This is a genomic window from Mucilaginibacter limnophilus (genome assembly GCF_004005815.1).
GTDB classification, from domain to species: domain Bacteria; phylum Bacteroidota; class Bacteroidia; order Sphingobacteriales; family Sphingobacteriaceae; genus Mucilaginibacter; species Mucilaginibacter limnophilus.
Genome location: NZ_SACK01000005.1, coordinates 133,036 through 155,731 on the forward strand (window position 1 = coordinate 133,036; position 22,696 = coordinate 155,731).

15 protein-coding genes are annotated in these 22,696 nt (G+C 43.7%); 3 read left to right on the forward strand and 12 right to left on the reverse strand.

Translation table 11 applies throughout. The features are described 5' to 3' along the window. Window position 1: 1 nt before the first annotated feature. From EOD41_RS12820 to EOD41_RS12830, 3 genes are read right to left on the reverse strand one after another with little or no spacing between them, the layout of a single operon-like run. Window positions 2–3,514 carry a nitrate reductase gene (locus EOD41_RS12820; protein WP_127705502.1) on the reverse strand — a complete coding sequence of 1,171 codons (3,513 nt, stop codon included), beginning with the start codon at window positions 3,512–3,514 and terminating at the stop codon, window positions 2–4. 20 nt (window positions 3,515–3,534) lie between these two features. Next, a complete protein-coding gene (locus EOD41_RS12825) occupies window positions 3,535–4,821 on the reverse strand; it encodes an MFS transporter (protein ID WP_127705504.1) in 1,287 nt (428 codons plus the stop codon). Window positions 4,822–4,831: 10 nt separating this feature from the next. Next, window positions 4,832–6,364, reverse strand: coding sequence for an alginate export family protein (locus EOD41_RS12830; protein WP_127705506.1), 1,533 nt, complete (start codon window positions 6,362–6,364; stop codon window positions 4,832–4,834). 481 nt (window positions 6,365–6,845) lie between these two features. On the opposite strand from EOD41_RS12830, the gene EOD41_RS12835 reads away from it, so the two are divergent. After that, a complete protein-coding gene (locus tag EOD41_RS12835) occupies window positions 6,846–7,496 on the forward strand; it encodes a Crp/Fnr family transcriptional regulator (protein ID WP_240663393.1) in 651 nt (216 codons plus the stop codon). On the opposite strand, the gene nirD is transcribed toward EOD41_RS12835, so the two are convergent. Both nirD and nirB read right to left on the reverse strand, forming a co-directional pair. Next, window positions 7,493–7,843, reverse strand: coding sequence for a nitrite reductase small subunit NirD (gene nirD, locus EOD41_RS12840; protein WP_127705510.1), 351 nt, complete (start codon window positions 7,841–7,843; stop codon window positions 7,493–7,495). The two genes, EOD41_RS12835 and nirD, sit on opposite strands and share 4 nt — an antisense overlap. Window positions 7,844–7,869: 26 nt before the next feature. Next, window positions 7,870–10,356: a nitrite reductase large subunit NirB gene (nirB, locus tag EOD41_RS12845; RefSeq protein ID WP_127705512.1), complete on the reverse strand. Its 2,487-nt coding sequence runs from the start codon at window positions 10,354–10,356 to the stop codon at window positions 7,870–7,872. Between the two features lie 247 nt (window positions 10,357–10,603). Here nirB and cobA point away from each other — a divergent pair, with 247 nt between their 5' ends. Continuing rightward, entirely contained in the window at window positions 10,604–11,338 is a 735-nt protein-coding gene (cobA, locus tag EOD41_RS12850; protein WP_127705515.1) for a uroporphyrinogen-III C-methyltransferase, read from the forward strand. Between the two features lie 9 nt (window positions 11,339–11,347). Here the strand turns inward: cobA and EOD41_RS12855 are convergent, their stop codons facing one another. The 7 genes from EOD41_RS12855 to EOD41_RS12885 form a co-directional block, all read right to left on the reverse strand. Continuing rightward, window positions 11,348–11,920 (reverse strand): chemotaxis protein CheB, encoded by a 573-nt coding sequence (locus EOD41_RS12855; RefSeq protein ID WP_127705517.1) that lies wholly within the window; start codon window positions 11,918–11,920, stop codon window positions 11,348–11,350. Next, the gene (locus EOD41_RS12860; RefSeq protein WP_127705519.1) at window positions 11,902–12,720 is read right to left on the reverse strand and encodes a CheR family methyltransferase; all 819 of its coding nucleotides are present in this window, start codon (window positions 12,718–12,720) and stop codon (window positions 11,902–11,904) included. The genes EOD41_RS12855 and EOD41_RS12860 overlap by 19 nt, the downstream gene beginning before the upstream one ends. A 4-nt stretch (window positions 12,721–12,724) precedes the next feature. Beyond that, window positions 12,725–13,093 (reverse strand): response regulator, encoded by a 369-nt coding sequence (locus EOD41_RS12865; RefSeq protein WP_127705521.1) that lies wholly within the window; start codon window positions 13,091–13,093, stop codon window positions 12,725–12,727. Window positions 13,094–13,098: 5 nt separating this feature from the next. Beyond that, window positions 13,099–16,659 carry a response regulator gene (locus EOD41_RS12870; RefSeq protein ID WP_127705523.1) on the reverse strand — a complete coding sequence of 1,187 codons (3,561 nt, stop codon included), beginning with the start codon at window positions 16,657–16,659 and terminating at the stop codon, window positions 13,099–13,101. Window positions 16,660–16,679: 20 nt separating this feature from the next. Then, window positions 16,680–17,798: a hybrid sensor histidine kinase/response regulator gene (locus EOD41_RS12875; RefSeq protein ID WP_127705525.1), complete on the reverse strand. Its 1,119-nt coding sequence runs from the start codon at window positions 17,796–17,798 to the stop codon at window positions 16,680–16,682. 182 nt (window positions 17,799–17,980) lie between these two features. Then, the gene (locus EOD41_RS12880; RefSeq protein WP_127705527.1) at window positions 17,981–18,784 is read right to left on the reverse strand and encodes an SDR family NAD(P)-dependent oxidoreductase; all 804 of its coding nucleotides are present in this window, start codon (window positions 18,782–18,784) and stop codon (window positions 17,981–17,983) included. A 36-nt stretch (window positions 18,785–18,820) separates the two neighbouring features. Continuing rightward, on the reverse strand, window positions 18,821–19,984 hold the full coding sequence (locus EOD41_RS12885; protein ID WP_127705529.1) for a zinc-dependent alcohol dehydrogenase: 1,164 nt from the start codon (window positions 19,982–19,984) through the stop codon (window positions 18,821–18,823). A 325-nt stretch (window positions 19,985–20,309) separates the two neighbouring features. On the opposite strand from EOD41_RS12885, the gene EOD41_RS12890 reads away from it, so the two are divergent. Next, the gene (locus EOD41_RS12890; protein ID WP_127705531.1) at window positions 20,310–22,694 is read left to right on the forward strand and encodes a PAS domain S-box protein; all 2,385 of its coding nucleotides are present in this window, start codon (window positions 20,310–20,312) and stop codon (window positions 22,692–22,694) included. Window positions 22,695–22,696 lie beyond the last annotated feature (2 nt).

Genomic DNA, 22,696 nt, shown 5'->3' on the forward strand with positions numbered 1-22,696 from the left:
ATTACGCGTTAATTCTTTTCAACTCTTCCTCAAGCAGACGCTTTACTTCAGGCCGGCACGATCCGCAGCCGGTTCCCGCCCCTGTTGCAGTGCACAAATCTTTTATATTATCACACCCTTCGTTGATCTTGTTGATTATATTTTGGCTGCCCACATTATTGCAGCTGCATACCAGCTTACCCAAAACCGGATTTGCCTTGCCCCCGCTTCGCAATAACTGCAGGCGCTTTTCGCTTAGCTCGGTTTTGTTAGCAATTAGTTCTTTGAACTCCAAAAATTCACTCTTGTCACCTATCAGTATTGTACCAACCAATCTGTCCTGATGAATAATGCATTTTTTGTAATAGCGCTTCGACTTATCTATAAATACCACTTCTTCGTATTCAGGGTCGTCGGGACATTCCGGCAGGCCAATGCTGCATAAGTCAAACCCATGTATCTTGATGATATTCATGAAGATACTGCCTTTATAATAACTGGCAATGTCTCCGTTAAGGTACCCTGCTACAACGGCTGCCTGCTGCTCGGCAGCGGCTGTAATGCCATATAATACCCCTTCAAACTCTGCTATTTCACCAATTGCAAAAACATCCGGATCGCTGGTTTGCAGGCGCTCATTCACTACAACTCCACGCTTGCACTCCAAGCCGCAATCGCGTGCAAGTTCAAGATTGGGTGTGGTTCCAATGGCTATTATCATAGCGTCGCAGTTGATTTTCCGTCCACTGGCCAGGCCAACGCCGGTTAATTTTGAGCGCCCATAATACAGCTGCACCTCATCGTTATAATAAATATCGCACCCCTGGTCAACCATTTCCTCATGAAGCAACTGACTGCCCAAGTCATCGAGTTGACGGTTTAAAAATCGAGAAATACGCTGTACAATAGTCACTTTTGCCCCTATTTCACGTAGCGAAGCTGACATTTCCAAACCCAGCAAACCACCGCCTACTATCAATACATGCCCGTTCTTAGGTACATGGCGTTTAAAATTATCTGCATCAATACGGCTGCGCATGGTAAATATGCCCGGCAAAGCCGGTACATTGCGTGGTACAGAAGCCTGGCTGCCTGTCGCCATAATCAATACATCATAAGGCGTTACACCGCCCCTTGAATCGGTTACCTGTTTCTTTTGCCGGTCTACTTTTTCAACGCTTACCCCCCGCAGTAAATTTATCTTGTAAAAAGGCTCTTCTTCATCCTTCATTTTTACCAGCTGTTCCCACTGCTGTTCGCCGCTAATGTAATCGGGCAACATCACCCGGTTATAAAAAGGAAAATCTTCTTTACTGAAGATAGTGATACGGTCGCGCGGGTTTAATTCTCTGTACGACTTTACAAAACCATACGCACCTGCGCCTGCCCCTATCACCACAATACGCTGAAAAGGCTTTTCATATTTTTGAACGCTAACCGCGCAATATTTAAAGTCTGGCTCTTTTGAAATCGGGTCAAGCGCATCGTTTGTTAAGTTATTCACCCGGTGCAAATCGTTGCCTAATATTTTGCCCCAATGCATCGGTATAAAAACAACACCCTGTTTAACTGAAGATGTGATATTCGTCTTAAGCCTTACTTCACCACGGCGCGACTTTACTACAACAACATCACCTTCGTTAAGTTGCAGCAGTATGGCATCGTGCGGGTTTATCTCTATAAACGACTGCTTTGTATGCTGATTTAGCTTGCTTACCTTGCCAGTTTTGCTCATGGTGTGCCACTGGTCGCGAACACGGCCGGTGGTCAGGATAAACGGATAATTATCGTCAGGCTGCTCACTGTTCAGCGCGTCGGGCACAGCATGGATGATAGCTTTGCCATGTGGTGTATAGAATTGCTTATCGGCGAACAAGCGTGGTGTCCCTGCAGGGCGAAGTCTTTTTTTGAAAGGCCATTGTACCGATTGCTGCTCTTTAAGCAATTCATAACTAACACCGGTAGCATCGATATTTGTTTTTGCAGTAAGTTTTACGTGCTCGGCATAAATTTCAGCGGCATTTTTATAATCGAAACCTCTATAACCCATTTTTTGGGCGAAGCGGCATATTATCTCAGCGTCGGGCAGCGCCTCACCCGGTGGATCGATTACTTTATTGAGATAACTGATACGCCGCTCCGAGTTAGTCATGGTGCCTTCTTTTTCGGCCCAAGCAGCGGCTGGTAATATCACATCGGCGTATGCCAGGGTTTCGGGTTTGCTGCTTATCTCCTGTACCACCACAAACTTTGCTTTTTTGAGCGCCTGTTCCGCCAGCCGCACATTTGGCAAACTGGTGAGCGGATTAGTACACATAATCCAGATGGCCTTTAACCGGCCGCCTTCCAGCGCCTCGAACATTTCGGTAGCCGTTAACCCCGGTTGTGGGTTTATTGGCTTGCTGTTCCAAAATTTTTGCACTTCTTCACGGTGCAGCGAATTTTTTAGATCACGGTGAGCGGGCAACAGGTTTGCCAATCCTCCAACCTCACGCCCGCCCATAGCGTTTGGCTGCCCCGTTAACGATAATGGCCCGGAACCGGGTTTACCGATATGCCCGGTTATCAGGTTAAGGTTGATCAGGCTTAAGTTTTTATTCACACCCACCGAGCTTTGATTAAGCCCCATTGTCCACATGGAAATAAAACCTTTCGCTTCGCCAATATATTTTGCCGCCAGCCTTATATCATGTTCGCTAACGCCGCATATAAGCGCGGCTTCAGTGAGTGTACGTTTAAAGACAAGTTCACTGTATTGCGCAAAGCCTTCGGCATGGTTTCGGATGAAATCGATATCAATATCACCGTTCTCGATCAGCAAACGGCCAATAGCATGGTTAAGCGTGATGTCCGTTCCCGGATTGACCCGCAGGTGCAGGTCGGCAACACTGCAGGTATCGGTAGCACGGGGATCAACAACAATGATCTTAACGTTCGGATTAGCAGCCTTATGCGCCTCTACCCTTCTCCATAAAATGGGATGGCACCAGGCGGGATTAGCACCCGTAACATAAAAACAATCAGCAAGCTCTATATCATCATAACAAACCGGCACACTGTCTTCACCCAACGACATTTTATAAGCAGCAACTGCGCTGCTCATGCACAGGCGCGAATTGGTATCGATATTATTGCTGCCGATAAAGCCCTTCATCAGCTTGTTTACCACATAATATTCTTCTGTAAGGCATTGCCCTGAAGCATAAAACGCTACCGAGTCCGGACCGTATTTCTCAATAAAGGTTTTAAAAACGGCGGCAGTGCGCTCGAGCGCTTCATCCCAGTTTACCCTTTTCATGGGCATGTTTTTGTTGTACCGCATTTGCGGATAAAGCAGCCGGTCGCTTTTATCGTTCACGGTATAATGCAGGTTCAGGCCTTTACTGCAAAGCATACCCTTGTTCACCGGATAATCCTTGTTGCCCGCCACGCTGATGGTGCCGTTCTTTTCCTTCTTCACTATCACACCACACCCTACCCCGCAATAGCAGCAGGTAGATGTGTATGATTCATTATGTTTTCCGGGTGATTGCATAGATGTTTAATACATAATAATCAGGCTACACCCACTGGTGACGTAGTTTGCAGAACAGAAGCAGGTTCTTTTTTAAAACGGGTAATAAATACGATGACAGACACTGCAATCACCATATAACCGATATAAGTAAAGGCATCGGCATAAGTGATAGTGCTTGATTTAAACAAAAAGCCAAAGAGCATACCGCCAAGGTTTCCGCCTGCTCCTACAATACCGCTTACAAGCCCTACATTTTTTTGATTGATAAAAGGCACAATACCATAAGTTGCTCCGTTAGACATTTTAAGGAACAGCGCAAACGTCAGCATAGAAATAATAGCGACAGGTAAAGTCCCCGAACGGGCGAACATGAGCAGCCCCGCGCCTTCGAGTAACAGAACACCGGCCAATAACAAGCCCTTGCCCCGCATGCCGTAGCTTTTGCCTACCTCGTCAGAGACGATGCCACCCAAAGCACGGGCAAAAATGTTCATGAACCCGAATATGCCCGCCCAAAAACCAGCCGAACTTTGTGACAGGTGGAACGAATCAACAAAGTGCAGCGAGGCCACATTGTCAAATGTCACTTCCATGCCGAAGCACATTGCGTAAGCCATGGTAAGCGCCCATATGCGCCAGTCGGATAATACGCTCCAGTCGGTTTTATTTGATTTGGCCGTGTAGCCTATTTCATTATAATTACCGTTAGGCGTGTCGGTAGTGTATTTATAGTATAACAAGGCAATCAACAGCATCATCACTCCTGGAACAATCATGGCATAACGCCATGCCTCGGCGGGGGTATAACCAAAGCCAACTATAGCGGCGAATATTAACGGCATTACCATATTGGTTACGCCGCCCCCCAGGTTACCCCAGCCGCCTGTAACCGCATTGGCGGTACCTTTTATTGACGGAGCGAACATCATTGAGGTGTGGAACTGGGTAATAACGAACGATGCACCGATAACACCAATAGCCATACGGAATAGCAGAAAGGTAGTATAATCATGTGCCAGTCCTACCAGAAACACAGGCAGTGAACCGACAAGCAGCAGCCGTACCGCTGTTATACGCGGCCCCCACAAATCACACAGCCTGCCAATAATAAGCCGGGCGATAATGGTCGAACCAACAGACGCGATGATGATATTACCGATCTGTGATTTATCAAGATTAAGCTCAGTACGGATGGTAGGCATAAGCGGCGCCAGGCCGAACCAGCCAAAAAAACAGACAAAGAACATTAACCAGGTAATGTGAAATGTGCGCATTTGAACGCCTTTGATAGAAAATATATTGAGTTTGATAAGCTGATTTTCCATATTGAATGTTTTATTTAATGAGGAAGTCGGGGTTGATATTCAGTTGCAGATAAGCCCACGCCGGGTGCAGGGACGCTGTGCCGGGCGTAATGTTTTTGGCGTATTCCATACTGCCGGTAGCCGCCATGTACGATACGCCCAAAGTGCCGGTAGTAAATTTGTTTAGTTTGTATCCAACGGTGAGGTCGAGTTCAGTACCCAAGTGTTTGCTTACGGCAGCGCCATTAATATCCCTTTGATCATTAGCCAGCATAAAGTAATGTCCGGCCAGTTCAGTATTAAGTTTTGGTAAAGCGTATTTTACTTTTACAAATGGGTCACTTAAACCACCCGCAGGAGAGCCGCTGCCAGCATAAAAGTAATCCATTAGTCCCCAGAATTTATGCGGCGTGCCATACAGCGGATCAAAACGGTGATTCGTTTTCGAAGTAGAAAAAGCATCATTGCCTGAAAGATAATCCCAACCTGCAGTATAACTTATCCGACCGGGGTTATACATCGCTGAGAGCGCAAAAGTATAAGCGTTTAACTTTTTCCCGTCTTTATCATGGCCGCCTTGATAATAGTATCCAGCGTTGAGTACCCATTGATTTTTGTCACCGAATACCGGGTTGATATACAAGCCCGTGGTATAACGCAGGTTAAAGCCGGGTTGATTAAATCGGTAACCATAAACATAGCCCACATCGGCACCGGCTGTATTCTTTACCGAATCAAGCGCATATTTACCAAACTGATCTGTAAGAAATAGCCCTGATATCTTTGTTTTATTGAACATTTTAGCCAGATACAGATATTGCAAAGCTTTGTAATTTTGATTTAATCCATTAGTTCCCGGCGGGTTTAATGTGGTTAGCGTACCGTTTTTCGCGCTGTTACCATTACTGCCAACCAACGGAATCATACCCGAGGGCGTGTTTACCAAATTACCATTACTATCTTTTATCGTTACCGGTACATTTGCCGGTGTATAATAGGTCCCGTTATAATTTACAGCGTCGGTATTCTGATTAAAAGCAACGCCCAGATCGGCCTGCCAGCCATGCTGGAGTAGTTTAAAAACAAGCGCGTCGTGGCGCCGGCCTTGTTGCATCCAGTCGAGATTGCCAAGCAGGCGTTCGTCATCATATACAACCTCCTGCCGGCCAATTTTTACAGCGAAATAATCAACTAATGAATTTTTGAAAGAAGTATCTTTCTTATTCGAAAGGATCAGTTCGCCCCAGGCCTCGTGCACGCTAAGGCGGCTGCCATCGGCAACGGTTATGGTAGAGGCATCCTGCCCCCAAAGCCGCACATCCTGTAATAATGTTTGAAAAATCAGGCGGCTGGATTTGTAATTAAAGGTGAGCCGCGTTCGCTGCGATACGAAAGCTGCAGCTTTGTTGTTCAAGGGTTTAAGCGTTCCATAACCATCCCGCAACTCTGCCCTGGGCCTTAGCTGACCGCTTATGGTAATTTGCGCATTAGCATAAAACGGGACACAACCAAGCGCTAACCCTGAAAGAACAAACCTGTATTGTTTTAATACATTTTTGTACATTTGTTAAGGTTTTTTATTTGTTAAAGCAATTGAAAACTTATAACCCTGTCCGGAACTGCGACCTTCCGACAGGGCTTTTTTATTTTAAACTCTTCTTTTCATTCTGCATAAGTCATTTATGCATATTTTCATCTTCTTGTTTTAGTAAATATAGCTTAAATAATAAAACAGACATAATTTTTAAAACAAAACTTTATTTTTTCCTTACAAAAATCACAACTTTTCGGATTTTTATAATTATTACATGCAATTTTTTAATATAATTATGATTTTTGCAATTAAAAAATTGACATGTTAGCCTATAACATTGCTATTATTCATACTTTTATCATTATTTTTAAAAAAATTAAATTATAAATTTATACAAATCAGTATATAATGTTTCGTTATTAAACATTCACTGAATATTTTAGTAAAAAACTTCCTTTTTTGTTATTCCATGAAAAAAAATAAAGCAATTTGCGATGTAAATTCTTGTTTTATGTGCAAAAACTGCATTAATGGCTGGCATCATGCAATACAATATGCAAAAATTAACATAAAACTAAAGCGCGGCGAGAAATTATTTAAAGAAGGAGACGCTGTTACAGGAATTTACTTCGTTTATCAGGGAAATATTAAGGTATCAAAACAATGGGACGAAGAGAAGGAACTGATTCTACGTTTTGCTACTAACGGAGCTATACTTGGCCACCGCGGATTGGGCGAAAACCTAACTTACCCAATATCGGCAACCGCTATAGAAGATTCTATTATTTGCTATGTTGATATGGGCTTTTTCGAAAGCACACTTCGTGTGAACAACGAACTCACTTTTCAGCTGGTTAATTTTTTCGCCAATGAATTAAGGGTATCTGAGCGGCGCATGCGCGACCTAGCACACATGCCGGTAAAAGGAAGGGTTGCCGATGCGTTGCTGAAACTTCATAAGCAATTTGGCATAACCCAGGAAGGCTTTATCAATATACGTTTAAGCCGGCAGGACCTTGCCTCATATGCAGGCACTACTTACGAAACGGTTTTCAGGGTAGTTAACGAACTGGCAACGGATGGTCTTGTAAGTGTTTTGGGGAAAAGCATTACCATAACCAACCATGACGCGTTGGCCACGCTTATCCCGTCAACCAATTAAACTATTCCAATATAAACTTTACCGTCTATAACCCTTACAGGATAGGTTTTGATCTGATAATCCTCTCCCGATAAACATTCGCCGGATAAAAGAGAGAATGTTTTTTTATGGAACGGACAAGCCACTTTTGGCTCACAGGCTTCACCGGCACTGCCGATCATTCCGCGCGACAGCACCATTTGCTGCTTATGCGGGCAAAGGTTTTGTGTAGCATACCACTCGCCACGGCGGCTGAAATTATAAACCGCAATCTGTTCGCTGCCATGCTTTACACAAGCGCCGCCATTTTCGGGTACATCATCTGTATAACAAGCCAGCACCCATTGTACATCTTCTAAAACTTCCATTTTTATTAAGCTTAATAGTTAATTAATTACCACGCGGCCTTTACCTGCTCGCGCATGGTTTCTAATTTTACCGTTGGATCTTTTTCATGCGGAGCATTTACAAAGTGCGCGAAGCGCTTGCGCAACTCAGGGTTGTTCACCACCTCTTTCCATTCGCAGTGGAAGCTATCAACCAGCAGCTGCATTTCCTCTTCCAACTGATCGCCTATACCTAAGCTATCGTTTACAATAACATTTTTCAGGTATGCCATGCCGCCATCAAGTTTATTCAGCCATGTTGCCGTGCGTGTAAGCGGGTCGGCAGTTTTAATATAGAACATCAGAAAGCGGTCGAGGTACCGGATACAGGTTTTGCTGTCGATATCAGCTGCAAGCAACTGGGCATGCTGCGGTTTCGAGCCGCCATTGCCACACACATATAAGTTCCAGCCTTTTTCGGTAGCTATAATACCAAAGTCTTTACCCTGCGCTTCAGCGCACTCGCGGATACATCCACTTACACCACCTTTCAGTTTATGCGGCGAACGGACACCTTTGTAACGCTCTTCAATTTCTATCGCGAACGATACACTGTCATGCAAACCAAACCGGCACCAGGTGCTGCCTACACAACTTTTCACAGTCCGCAATGATTTGCCATAAGCGTGCCCGCTTTCAAAACCGGCATTTATCAATTCTCCCCATATATCCGGCAGATCATTTACATGTGCGCCGAACATATCGATACGTTGTCCGCCGGTTATTTTGGTGTACAGGTTATATTTTTGAGCTACCTGCCCTATTACAATTAGTTTTTCAGGGGTAATTTCACCACCCGGTATACGCGGCACAACCGAGTAAGTGCCCCCTTTCTGAATATTTGCCAGATAACGGTCATTGCTGTCCTGAATGGTATCCTGTTTTACAATCAAGTCATTCCATAAGCTGGAAAGAATACTGGCAACAAGCGGCTTGCAAACTTCGCAGCCATCACCTTTGCCATGGTGATCCAGCACCAGATCATAATTTTTTAGCTTATTAACCTTTATCAGATCGAACAACTCCTGCCGTGAATAATCAAAGTGCTCGCATATTACATTTTTAACATACTGGCCATTAGCTTTAAGGGTACCGGCTATCAGGTCTTTTACCATTGGCACGCAACCGCCGCAACCCGTACCCGCGCCGGTACATTTTTTTAATGCATCAAGATTAACAGCCCCATTGTTTACCGCGCTGCAGATACTACCTTTGCTAACGGCCTCGCACGAGCAGATAAGCGCCTCATCAGGCAGGTTCATTACACCTGCACCGCCGCTTTGCTCGGCACCCCGGGCACCAAGTATCAGGTCTTCAGGATCAGGCGGTAACACAATTTTATTGTTTACCGTTTGCAGCAGCATATTATAAGCCGCCGCGTCACCTATCAAAATGCCACCTAACAAATATTTACCATCATTACTGATGTTTATCCGTTTGTAAACACCCTTATGCGTATCCTCAAAAACCAGCGTACGGCAATCGGGCTCGCTTATAAAAGCATCACCAAAACTGGCCACATCAACACCTATTAGTTTAAGCTTGGTGCTCATGTCAAAGCCATTGAAGGTTTTATCGTTTGCGGTTAATTGCGACACTACCACTTCAGCCATTTCATAACCAGGAGCAACCAATCCGTATATCATGCCCTCATACAGCGCGCACTCACCAATGGCAAAAACCGCAGGATCGCTGGTTTGCATTTTTTCATTTACCACAATGCCACCGCGTGTACCTACCTGCAGGCCGGCCAGCCGCGCCAGTTCATCACGCGGACGGATACCTGCCGATATCACCAGCATATCCGTTTCAAGCAGCGAATCATCGTTGAAACGCAAGCCGGTTACACACCCGTCACCTTCAATAGAAGATGTAATTTTATTAAGGTGGATACTTAAACCCAACTGGCTAAGCTTTGATTGCAGCATGGCACTTCCGGCAGTATCAATTTGCCTTGGCATAAGTCGCGGGGCAAATTCAACTACATCAGCGTTATTAATCCCCAAATCAATAAGCGCTTTAGCCGCCTCAAGCCCAAGTAAGCCGCCACCCATTACTACACCGCTTTTTGCATTTACAGCGTATTCTTTGATCTTATCGAGGTCATCAATAGTGCGGTAAACAAAAACACCCTGTTTTTCTATGCCAGGAATATCAGGTACAAAAGCCCCCGACCCGGTGGCCAGCACGAGATAATCATAATTAATAATTTTACCGCTTAAAGAATGAATAGCTTTAACCTCAAGATTGATCTCCTGAACAGGATCACTTAAATGAAGTTCAATGCCATTATCAGCATACCAGGAAGAGGAAGACATGGAAAGATCTTCTGCTGATTTACCTGCGAAATATTCGCTGAGATGCACACGGTCGTAAGCCCGGCGGGGCTCTTCACCAAAAACAACAATACGGTAAGCGTTTGACCTGGCCACAAGCTTTTCACAAAACTTATAACCAACCATGCCATTACCTACCACTACAATAGTTGGTTTCATACGGTAATTTATTGTTAAAGCAATTTTAAAATAACATTACTCTCAATTTTTGCGACCTTGAAAGAGATGTCTTACACAATAATAGAAATATGAATTATAAAAATCAATATTAAAGGCAATTATTTTCACTATTTTTATTATTCATACAATATTTATCAGATTAAAAATTAAAATTTTGACTAATTTTTATATCTTATGTAATATTAATAGGAATTTAAGTAAATATTTAAAAGAATTATTATTAAAGATGACAGTTAATGAGGGAAATGCTGAATTAGTAATACTTGGAGCAGGGCCAGGCGATCCAGAGTTAATCACTTTAAAAGGATTCAACATTCTGCAAAAGGCAAATGTTGTCCTTTATGATAATTTGGCTAACCAAGAGTTGTTGAATTATACAAAACCTGATTGCGAACACGTGTACGTAGGTAAAAAACCTTATACAAAATATACTTCACAGGAAGAAATACATGAATTAATTGAGCATTACTCAAAAAAGGGTGGGATGATTGTAAGATTAAAAGGCGGCGACCCGTTTATTTTCGGACGTGGTTATGAGGAAGTAGTGTTTGCACGGCAGCTTGGTATAAAAACAACCTACGTGCCGGGAATTACCAGTATGCAGGCATCGGGTTTAAATGATATTCCTTTAACACACCGCGCAGTAAGTGAAAGTGTTTGGATGTTAACCGGGACTAAAAAGGACGGTACTTTATCGGGCGATCTGCAACTGGCCATGCAAAGTAATGCTACTGTGGCTATTTATATGGGCATGAAACAATTACCTGAGATCGCCAGAATTTATACACAATATAATAAAGGCGACACCCCGGCGGCAATTATTCAGCATGCGTCACTGCCGCATCAGCGATCGGTTAAGGGGGCAATTAAGGATATGCCGGCTTTAGCTGAGCAGCATCAGCTAACTTATCCATCTATCATCATTATAGGAAAAGTAACCAGTTTAGATGACAACGTGTAGTTTCTGGCTTTAAAGCAAATTCAGATATTCGCTTATTTCCTCAGCCGTCATTACCAAACCCGCTACGCCGCTTTCAATGGCATGTTTGGGCATAAAGGGCACTTGTGCGCTTGCCGGGTTCTGGACAATGCTTATTCCACCCTTAGCACGTATAATCTCCAGGCCTTTTGTACCGTCGGCATTAGCTCCTGATAATAAAACACCAATCAATCCTGCTCCGAAAGCTTCAGACGCAGCATCAAAACTTACATCGATGCTTGGCCGTGAGTAATGCACTTTTTCGGAACCGTCAAGAGAGAAAGAAAGATCTTTTTCAATCAATAAATGATAATCTGCCGGCGCAACGTATGCTGTACCAGGATTAATTATCTCTTTATCTTCAGCTTCTTTAACCGGCAGCGTGCTTCTATAATTAAATACATCCGTTAAGCCGGAGGTATGATCGGTTTTTCGGTGCAATACAATAATTACCGGCAATTGAAATCCCGGCTTAAGCTTATTTAGTATATGCTGTACAACCTGCAAACTACCGGCGGAGCCCCCAATTATAACGCAACGTTGTTCTAAGTAACTTTCCTCCATATCTTCTCTTTGCCTACCTGCCGGTAGCGCGAAACAATAGGAAACATTTTCATACTTTCCTTGCTTCCGAGCGCGAGAAAACCGAGCGGGTCAAGGCTTTCGTCAATAAGAGCAAAAACTTTGCCTTGAAGTTCTTTATCAAAATAAATAAGCACATTGCGGCACATTACCAACTGAAACTGGTTAAAAGAACTCTCGGAAACGAGGTTATGTGTTGAAAAAACCATACGGCTTCGCAATTCTTCACTAAAAATTACGTGATCATAAGCGGCTGTGTAGTAGCTGCTAAATTCGGCCGTACCGCCTGCCTGATGATAGTTTTGCGAGTATTGTTTCAGATGATGCAGCGGAAACATGCCTTTTGCCGCGCGACTCACTACTGCCGGATTTAGATCGGTAGCATATAATAATGACTTGTGCAATAAATTTGCCTCTTTGAGGAAAATCGCGGTGGAGTACACTTCCTCACCTGTTGAGCAGCCCGCATGCCATATCCTGATAAAAGGATAAGTTGCCAGCACCGGCAATACCTCTTCTTTTAAAGTTTTGAAGAAACCTGCGTCCCTGAACATCTCGGTAACGTTCACGGTGATCTCCTCTATAAACCTTGCAAAATAGCGCTCATCTGTACGCAACCGGAAACGAAACTCAGCAAAACTGGGAAACTTGTCTAACGAAAAAAGCCGGTTTATACGGCGTTTAAGCGAGGCTCTGGTGTAACCGGTAAAATCGTACCCGTATTTCTCCAGCAGATCATTCAGCAATATTTCTATCTGCTGATCTGTTACTACTTTCTCCATCCGGTTACAGGTATTTATCCAGTATCACAATCAGCTGATCAACGTTCACAGGTTTTGAAATATAATCATCAGCGCCAGCCTCAAGGCATTTTTCCCGGTCGCCGGCCATGGCCTGTGCAGTTACAGCTATCAATGGCAGCTTCGCTATAGCAGGTTTCGACCTAATGATTGAAATTACTTCATAACCATCCATTTCGGGCATCATCATATCCAGTAACACCAGTGCTATATCAGCGTCCTGTTCAGCCATACGAATGCCTGTTGGTCCGTCGGAAGCTGAAACCAGTGTATAGCCTTTTGATTTTAGCACCAGGTTCAGCGCAAACACATTACGTGCGTCGTCATCTATAACAAGTATTTTTTTAGCCGGCATAGTTTCTATTTTTGGTATAGCCAAACCCTTAACAATGAAATAAGCTGATCGATATCAACCGGCTTTGAAATATAATCTGAAGCGCCCGCACTGATACATTTCTCACGGTCGCCCAGCATGGCTTTAGCCGTAACGGCAATAACCGGAATGTGCTTAAAGTCGGGATGCTGCCTTATGCGCGTGGTACTTTCGTAACCATCCATTTCAGGCATCATCATATCCATTAGCACAACATTGGTCTCTTTATGCTGCTCAAGTTGCTGCAATGCCTCTTTACCATCGGTAGCTGATATCACCTTCATACCGTACTTTTCAAGTGAACGTGTAAGCGAGAATATGTTTCTGACATCATCGTCGGCTATTAGTACGGTTTTTCCTTCAAGCACTTCATTTAGAGCCATCAGTTTTTTGTCCTTTTCGAGTGCGCCACCGCCTTTACGGTTTTCTTCAACCAAGTGCAGAAAAAGCGCCACTTCATCCAGAATACGCTGGTAAGAGTGAGCCGTTTTTACCACAATGGTATCGGCATACTGCCTGATGCGCTGCTCTTCACCCGCTGAAAGGTTTTTACCTGTAAATACAATGATCGGCAAATCTTCCAGTCCCGGGCTTTTCTTTACTGTTTCAAGCGTTTCATATGCATTTTGCCCGGGGATACCCATATCCATAATAACACATTCTACCTCTTTTTCCTGAAGTGTTTTTATGCTATCAGATACATTGCCCGACACTGCCGACGACACATTGAAAGTTTCGAGGAAGAAAGCTAAGGCCTCAGCGTGCTTATTATTCTCTTCAACTATCAATACTTTTTTTGGCCCTTTGCTAAGCGCTTCTTCCAGCCTGTGGAATATCTGCTTCATTTGCTCGATAGCGATAGGCTTATTGATAAAGTTGATAGCCCCTTTCATACGGCTTTCCTTACGTGCATCAAGCGACGACATAATATGCACCGGAATATGACGGGTGGCAGGGTCAGTCTTCAACTCTTCCATAACTTCCCAGCCATCTTTTACAGGGAGTTGTATATCGAGCAATATAGCTACAGGGCGGTAATGCTGCGCGAGTTCAAGCGCCTGATCACCGCGCACGGCTACAATACCTTTATAACCACGCTGACGTGTAAACTTCAGTAGCGATTTTGCAAATGCAGTATCATCCTCAACAATCAGCACCGTTTTATCAGTATCCAGTAGCCCTTCCCTGTCGTCCGGGATATCTTCCGGGATAACCGGCACCAGGAATTTATTAGCAGTCGGTGTTGATTGAATATTTACAGGCGTTTCAACTTCGGGCAACTGATTTACAGGCAGATCAAGGCTGACTGTTCTATCCGCAGGTATGGTAACCGTGAACGTACTTCCTTTTTCGGGCTCACTTACCAGGCTGATGTCACCGCCAAGCAAACGTGCCAACTGGCGACTGATTGAAAGACCAAGCCCAGTACCACCAAATTTGCGTTTAGTGGAGCCGTCAGCCTGTTGAAACGCGTCGAACACCAGGTGCTGTTTTTCCTTCGGAATGCCTATACCGGTATCAGTAACCGAAAAATCAACAAATCCCGGATGTTGTTCTGATGGACGCAGTGAAACGCTGATCTGCCCGGTTGAAGTAAACTTCAACGCGTTAGCAATTAAATTTTTCAGGATTTGCTCCAAGCGCATCCTGTCAATTTCCAGCTCGGCCGCGGCACCAAGTTCATTATTGATAACGAAAGCCAGGTTTTTCTCTCGGGCAACCGGAACAAACATGGCCTGCAGTCCTGATAGCAGATCATTAACCTGCACACGCTGATATTCAAGCTCCATTTTACCGGCCTCAATTTTTGAAAGGTCAAGCAACTCATCAATCAGCTTCAGCAAGCCGTTGCCTGAATTCAAAATTACGTTGGCTGATTCTATCTGTTCTTCATTCAGGTTATTCTCATTGTTTTCAGACAGGTATCTTGATAATAACAGGATAGAATTCAGCGGCGTACGCAATTCATGGGACATGTTGGCCATAAACTCCGATTTATACCTTGTGCTTTGTTCAAGCTCTTCAGCTTTTTTCTGAATCTCAAGGTTACGCTCCTGAATGATGCTGTTACGCTCCTGCAACTCGTTGTTAGCCTGCTGCAGTTCTTCCTGTTGCACACGCAATTCTTCTTCTGATGCCTGAAGCTTTTGCGTATGTGCCTCAAGTTCGGTGTTTACATTTTCAAGCTCGCTGTGCTGCGCCTGTAATTCTTCCGACTGCGCTTGAGTTTCTTCGAGCAACTCTTGTAATTTCTTACGGTTTTCAGCCGCATTTAATGATAAACCTATATTACCCGATACGTTATGCAGAAAATCAAGCTTGCGTGGCGGATACTCATATATTGTTGCCAGTTCTATTACACCTTTAACCTGTTTTTCATGATGAATAGGAATGGCAAGGATGTTTTTTGTTTTGATCCCACCACCGACATGGTTTATTACTAATTGATCTTCGGCAATATCTTTCAGCCATATTTCCTGGTCGTTGGCGGCTGCCTGCCCTGCAATACCCTCACCAACTTTTACGAAGGCTGGTATATCTGTTACACCAAAACTGCTTTCAAGTGTTAAAGTACCGTTGTTTCGGGTATACAAAGCACCTACCTGGCTGCGGGTGTATTCCATTAAGAACTTGAGGATATCTGCTGCAAGAACAGGTACATCCTTTTCGCCAATCATTTCTTCATTTAGCTTGCTAATACCCGTTTGCAGCCATTCGTTATCGGTAAGTTTGGTAAACGACGTTTGCAGCGACTCGGCCATACGGTTCAACGCCAGCGCCAAGCTTCCCAGATCATCCTTCTCATGGTCATCAACCCGTATGCCATAATCGCCGGCGGCAATTTTCCCGGCGATATTTCGAATGATCTCCAAACGCCTGCTAACTTCCTCTTCTTTGATTTCAAGCACACGCTGCAAACGCATGCGCTCACTCATATCTGCGGTAACTTTTAAGTATGAGAAAACCGACACGACCACAGAAAGGATGGCTGCAAAAATGATAATGAGCGGTGTAAGCCCCGTAAACGATTGCAGCTTTTCAACACGAGCAGCAAGCAGGCTTCTTTCTTCTGTTTCAGCAGTACTTATAGCCTGGCGCAGCTCATCCATAGCTATCCGCCCTTTACGCAACTCTTCAACAGTAAGGGCTAAACCTTTTTGCCGTTGATCAAGGATATCCTGTAAAATATCAAGGCGTTTTAAAAGAATGTTTTTAATCTTATTGACATTGGCTTGTTGACGCGGGTTATCGGTTGTCATGCCAAGCACTTTGTTTGTAGTAGTAAGCGCTTTGCCGTAAGCTCCTTTATAAGGTTCAAGAAATTCGTCTTTCCCGGTTAACAAGAACCCACGCTGACCGGTTTCGGCATCTTTCATGGTCGACATGATGGATTCCAGTTGGGCTACCACCTGGTTACTATGGTCAACCATGTCTGAACTGGTTAGCAAGTTTTGTATGCTTACATACGATAAAACAGAGCTGATAATAAGCAGAAGGAGCGTAAAGCCAAAACCTATCTGCAAATTTCTCGTAAGTGTTTGTTTCATTTATTTAAATAAAAGAAAAATTATTGAACTGCTTTTAGCGGAATCCTGAAGTAAAAGGTTGACCCGCTACCCGGCTCACTTTCAAGGCCGTATTCGCCGCCATGATGTTTGATGATTTCAGAACAGATGTATAAGCCCATGCCAAGTCCCTGAAACTGGTTATGATTATCTTCTACACGATAAAATTTATCAAAGATGTAGGGCTGTTTTTCTTTTGGGATGCCGATACCTTCATCACGAACGCGTACTTCAACAAGATCACCGGGCAATAAACGGGCAGTTAGCCATACATTATTACTTTCAGGAGCGTATTTCACAGCATTTGTCAGGAAGTTCACCAGCACCTGTTCAAGCCGCGTTTCATCTCCATAAATTTTAACGGAGCCGTTTACATCAGTATTGATTTGCACATCAGGGTACGACTGCAGCACACTATCAACAGCGTGACCTATAAAGGGTTCAAGCTCAAACTCAGTATATTTATAGTTAAGCTTACCGGTTTCTATCCGGGTAGCATTAAGCAGGTCTGACACCAGATGATTTAGCTTTTCCACTTGTGCTTTTGAACGCCCAATAAACATTTTTGCCTGATCAACCTGATCTTTTTCAAGCTGCCTTTCGGCTAATTGCAAATAACCTTTTACCGAAGTAAGCGGTGTATTCAGTTCGTGGCTGGCAATGCCTATAAACTCATCTTTTTTGCTTTCAGCTTGCTTACGCTGGGCTATTTCTTTTAATAACGACTGCTGAATAGTATTCAGCTCGGTAGTTTGTTCATGAAGCTTAATAAATGTACGAATCTTAAGCACCAGGATATCTGTATCAAAAGGCTTAACAAGATAATCCCTACCCCCTGCTTCATAGCCTTTTGTGATGAACTTTTTGCTGACGTTAACAGCCGAAAGAAATATAATTGGAATATCCCGTGTTTTACTGAAGCCACTGATAGCCTCGGCTACTTCAAAGCCATCCATACCGGGCATCTGCACATCAAGAATAATAAGTTGATAGTCGGTTTTCAGTACTTTTTTAAGCGCTTCTTCACCCGAAAGTGCCGTGTCAATTTCAAAACCACGGCTTTCTAATGTTTTTCGTAATGCTATTAAATTCTCTGACTTGTCGTCAACAAGGAGGATCATTTATATCTGTTTGTTTTAGTAAACGGCTTGTAAATATAAGTAACCTGCTTAATATCACCTATTAAAATTGGACGCAGGCAATAGAAGCATGTTTGCACACGCTATAAATGTAATAACATAACGCAAAAAAGGCCCTTCGGTTGTGCCGAAGAGCCCCTTTATTGCAAAATATTACTGGTATCTTACTCTTTGTCCTTATCAACAGGCTTTTGGATCTGGTCCATCATACCTGCTAAAGTTGTTTCAGGTGTAACGTTGCTCATGGCCATCATAGCTTTATTTTTAAAGCCTGATACCACTTTATCGGTACCGGCCATTAGCGCTTCGTAACCATCTTTAGCTACATCGGCAGGGTCTGACAGGCTGCTCTTGTCCTGAACAATCTTCGCGTCAAGCATATCTGCTTTGGCAAAGAAGTCGGTATCGGTAGCGCCAGGCTGCAGCGCGGTAACGCTGATGTTATGATCTTTTAACTCATAACGGATACCCTCGCTAAACGACAACACGAACGCTTTAGTAGCGTGGTAAACTGCTTGCCAAGGTCCCGGTGTTTGGCTGGCAATAGAGGCAAGGTTGAGTATCTTACCTTCATTGCGTGCAACCATATCCTGTACAAATAGTTTGGTTAATATTACAAGCGAGGCTATATTAAGGTCGATGATAAGCAGTTCACGTTCAATATCGTTATCCTTAAATAAACCGTAAGCTCCCTGTCCGGCATCATTTACCAGTACGTCTATCTGGATACCTTTAGCCTTTACTTCATCATATACGGCATAAGCGTTTTGACGATCGAACAGGTCTTTCGCCATAGTGATAACTTCAACGCCCTGTTGCCTTAGTTGCGCTGCGGCATTGGCAAGTTCCTGTTCTTCCAGCGCGACAAGCACCAGGTTGTATTTATCGGCAGCAAACAGTTTTGCCAGTTCAAACCCTATACCAGCCGAACCACCGGTAATAAGGGCATATTTTTGATTATTTTCCATAGATATTTAAATGTTTTTTGATTTATAAATGAGTTTTTATGCTCCCGGTTTTAGCACCACTTTAACGCAGTCGTCTTTCTTTTTCTGGAATATTTCATATCCCTTCGAGGCTTCACTTAGAGGCAGGGTATGCGTAATGATATCATCAAGCACAACTTTTCCATCACGCACCAGGTCAATTAAATGATCGATATAATTCAATACAGGCGCCTGGCCCTGACGAATGGTTAATCCCTTATCAAAAATCCTGTGCATCGGGAAGTTATCATACGGCGAACCATATACACCCATAATAGTAACTGTACCGTTGCGGCGCACTGCTTTGAAGCACATGTCAAGCACTTTCATACTGCCTACTTCAAAGTTTACCGCCGATTTAACACGGTCCATTATTCCTCTTTCAGGTTCAAAACCCACCGCGTCAACACATACGTCAGCGCCACGGCCGGCAGTCATTTCGCGTATTGCCTCTACCACATCCACCTTGTGCGGATTAAGCGTTTCTACTTTGTTAACGGCTTTTGCTTTTTCGAGGCGATAATCAAGCACATCAATAGCGATAACACGGCCTGCACCGTTTAGCCAGGCGGCCTTTTGCGCCATCAGGCCAACCGGCCCTGAACCGAATATAGCTACAGTTTCGCCGCCTTTAAGCTGCGCCCAGTCAATAGCCGACCATCCCGTAGGAAAGATATCTGTCAGAAAAAGCACCTGCTCATCGGTCATATGATCAGGTACTACCCTCGGGCTTATATCGGCATAAGGCACGCGTACATACTCAGCCTGTCCGCCCGAGTAACCGCCATACAAGTCAGTATAACCAAACAGCGCCGCACCTTTTTTATCGGCCAAATCGCCATCAGGCCCATAGTGTTTATAGTTTGAATTTTCACAAGCGGGCGAAGCGCCATGCGTGCAGAAAAAGCAATGCCCGCATGCTATAGGAAACGGCACTACCACACGGTCGCCTTTTTTAAGATTTTTAACGTTTGCTCCTACTTCCTCTACAATGCCCATAAACTCATGACCCATAATCATATCACTTGCCTGCGGCACCCCTCCGCTGAGGATATGCAGGTCTGATCCGCAGATAGCGGTTGAGGTAACTCTTAAGATAACGTCTCCCGGGTCTTCAATCCTTGGATCGTCAACCGTATCAACGGTGATATCGCCGGGTTTGTGAAAAACTGCTGCTTTCATAAAATAAATTAAGTATCTATTAAAATTTTAAATTCACAATAATTATTCAACACCATTACATGTTGTAAGTTTTATAAATTTTAAACTATTTAAGCAATAAGAAATTATTTTTACCCGCAAGAGGCATAATATAAAGATTGCCGATAATATTTAGTTATACTTTTAGTTTAGTATATATCCTATTATTTACATTTACACACCGCTGTTAAAGCATAGGAGATATAAAACATATAGCTATATTTGAATACTAATACTATTGATCATCCCTTTTTATTAACTGGAAAACTAAAATGCTACCAAATGGTTACTGGTTTACTGATACTATATGTCCGAATTGCCTCTTGATCCTGTTATAAAATCTGAAGAAAGCACTACCAAGCCAGCCGGTATTACAAACGCAGCCGACGCGACCGGACATGTGGCAATATGCTTATGCGACAGCTATGGCCGTATAACTTACTTCAACCAACAAGCAAGGCAATATTTTACAAAGGATCCGGCTACAGGCACAGATGTTTGGTATGATCTGCTTAAAATATCACCCATTCCGGGTGGCGACGTAATAGATTTAAACCATCTTTTAGTTACAGCGCTGGAAAGCGGAGAACCGATTGAAGGGCTTGAACTTACACTGCAATTGTCTGACAGCAGTTTACGCGAAGTATCAATATACGTGACTCCTTTTTTTAATGCTGATGGAAAGCTTACGGGTGCAAGCAATACTATAATTGATATTACCGAACAAAAGCAGCTTGAAACAAGACAGGCTATGCTTGCAGCAATCATTGAATCATCTGACGACGCCATTATCAGCAAAACCCTTGATGGAACAATTACGAGCTGGAACCATGCCGCCGAGAAACTTTTTGGCTATACTGAAGAAGAAATAATAGGCAAACCAATTACCACGCTTATACCAACCGAACGCCTTGATGAAGAAAAGCATATCATCAGTAGTGTAAGCAACAATAAAAAGGTTGATCACTTCGAAACCATACGCGTACATAAGAACGGACATGAGATACAGATATCGCTCACCGTTTCGCCTATACGCAACAACCGCGGACAGGTAGTGGGCGCGTCAAAAATAGCCCGCAGTATATCTGACAAACTGATTGCCGATGAAAACAGGGCCACACTTGCGGCCATTGTGGATACATCTGACGATACCATTATCAGTAAAACGCTTAATGGTATTATAACCAGCTGGAACAAGGCGGCCGAGCGTATGTTCGGTTATACAAGAGAAGAGGCGCTGGGAAAACATATTTCATTGCTTATTCCGCCTGAGCGGTTGCATGAAGAGGATATTATTATAGGTAATATTTCAAAAGGCAACCGGGTTGACCACTTTGAAACCATACGGGTAGCAAAAAACGGCACTCGCATACCCATTTCATTATCTGTTTCGCCCGTTCTCGACAGCAAAGGAAATATCATTGGCGCATCAAAAATAGCAAGAGATATCAGCAAGCAAAAAAACGCCGAATCGCAGCTACAGCAATATGCCGATAACCTCGAGATATTAAATTCGGTTGGCAAAATGGTTTCTGAAAGCCTTGATATAAAAAGTATTCTTGACAAGGTTACCGAGGCCACAACCCAGTTAACAGGCGCTGCTTTCGGAGCTTTCTTTTATAATGAAATGAATTCGCAAGGTGAATCATACATGCTGTATTCGCTTTCCGGCGCTCCACGCGAAGCATTCGACAAGTTTGGCATGCCAAGAAATACGGCTATTTTTCACTCAACATTTAGCGGGGAAAAGATTGTGCGTGTTGATGACATTACTAAAGATCCTAAATACGGCAAAAGTGCTCCTCACTATGGCATGCCTAAAGGGCATTTACCTGTAGTAAGCTACCTGGCTGTTCCGGTATCATCAAAATCAGGCAGCGTAATAGGTGGGTTATTTTTCGGGCATCCTGAATCTGGCGTATTTACTGCCGAGCATGAAGAACTTATTGCCGGTGTAGCATCACAGGCTGCAGCCGCACTTGATAATGCCCGTTTATATGAAGAAATACAGGTGTTAAATGCAAAAAAAGATGAATTTATAGGCCTTGCCAGTCACGAGCTAAAAACGCCAATAACCAGTATAAGCGGTTACCTGCAGCTAATAAACAAACACATGAGTGATGGCGACCGTAACAAATCGTTCATCACAAAAACGCTGCAGCAGGTAAATAAACTGTCGGCATTGATATCCGATTTGCTGGACGTTTCAAAAATACAAACAGGTAAACTGCCTTTTTCGTTTACAGGCTTCGACGCATCATTACTGCTAAGGGACGTTACCGAAATGATGCAGTCAACATATCCTTCGCATCATATTGAACTGCATACTGCCGATAACATATTGGTTACTGCCGATCAGCAGCGTATCGAACAGGTGATCATCAACCTGATATCAAACGCCGTAAAGTATTCGCCCGGAGCCAATAAGGTGATCATCAAGGCTGAAAAGGCAAATGAGAAGATTCGCGTTTCGGTGCAGGATTTTGGTATCGGTATTGAGAAACAGCAGCACGAACGCATTTTCTCAAGGTTTTACCGGGTAGAAAATTTGGCGGCACACATGTCTGGTCTTGGTATCGGACTATATATCTGCCACGAGATTATAGACCGCCATAAAGGTCGCTTGTGGGTAGAAAGCGAAATTGGCAAGGGATCGACATTTGTATTTGAAATACCGGAGAACTGTTATTAACA

Bases quoted from the DNA above. Each gene is read 5' to 3' on its own strand.
- EOD41_RS12820 (WP_127705502.1), bottom strand. From the start codon at position 3,514: ATGCAATCACCCGGAAAACATAATGAATCATACACATCTACCTGCTGC.
- EOD41_RS12825 (WP_127705504.1), bottom strand. From the start codon at position 4,821: ATGGAAAATCAGCTTATCAAACTCAATATATTTTCTATCAAAGGCGTT.
- EOD41_RS12830 (WP_127705506.1), bottom strand. From the start codon at position 6,364: ATGTACAAAAATGTATTAAAACAATACAGGTTTGTTCTTTCAGGGTTA.
- EOD41_RS12835 (WP_240663393.1), top strand. From the start codon at position 6,846: ATGTGCAAAAACTGCATTAATGGCTGGCATCATGCAATACAATATGCA.
- nirD (WP_127705510.1), bottom strand. From the start codon at position 7,843: ATGGAAGTTTTAGAAGATGTACAATGGGTGCTGGCTTGTTATACAGAT.
- nirB (WP_127705512.1), bottom strand. From the start codon at position 10,356: ATGAAACCAACTATTGTAGTGGTAGGTAATGGCATGGTTGGTTATAAG.
- cobA (WP_127705515.1), top strand. From the start codon at position 10,604: ATGACAGTTAATGAGGGAAATGCTGAATTAGTAATACTTGGAGCAGGG.
- EOD41_RS12855 (WP_127705517.1), bottom strand. From the start codon at position 11,920: ATGGAGGAAAGTTACTTAGAACAACGTTGCGTTATAATTGGGGGCTCC.
- EOD41_RS12860 (WP_127705519.1), bottom strand. From the start codon at position 12,720: ATGGAGAAAGTAGTAACAGATCAGCAGATAGAAATATTGCTGAATGAT.
- EOD41_RS12865 (WP_127705521.1), bottom strand. From the start codon at position 13,093: ATGCCGGCTAAAAAAATACTTGTTATAGATGACGACGCACGTAATGTG.
- EOD41_RS12870 (WP_127705523.1), bottom strand. From the start codon at position 16,659: ATGAAACAAACACTTACGAGAAATTTGCAGATAGGTTTTGGCTTTACG.
- EOD41_RS12875 (WP_127705525.1), bottom strand. From the start codon at position 17,798: ATGATCCTCCTTGTTGACGACAAGTCAGAGAATTTAATAGCATTACGA.
- EOD41_RS12880 (WP_127705527.1), bottom strand. From the start codon at position 18,784: ATGGAAAATAATCAAAAATATGCCCTTATTACCGGTGGTTCGGCTGGT.
- EOD41_RS12885 (WP_127705529.1), bottom strand. From the start codon at position 19,984: ATGAAAGCAGCAGTTTTTCACAAACCCGGCGATATCACCGTTGATACG.
- EOD41_RS12890 (WP_127705531.1), top strand. From the start codon at position 20,310: ATGTCCGAATTGCCTCTTGATCCTGTTATAAAATCTGAAGAAAGCACT.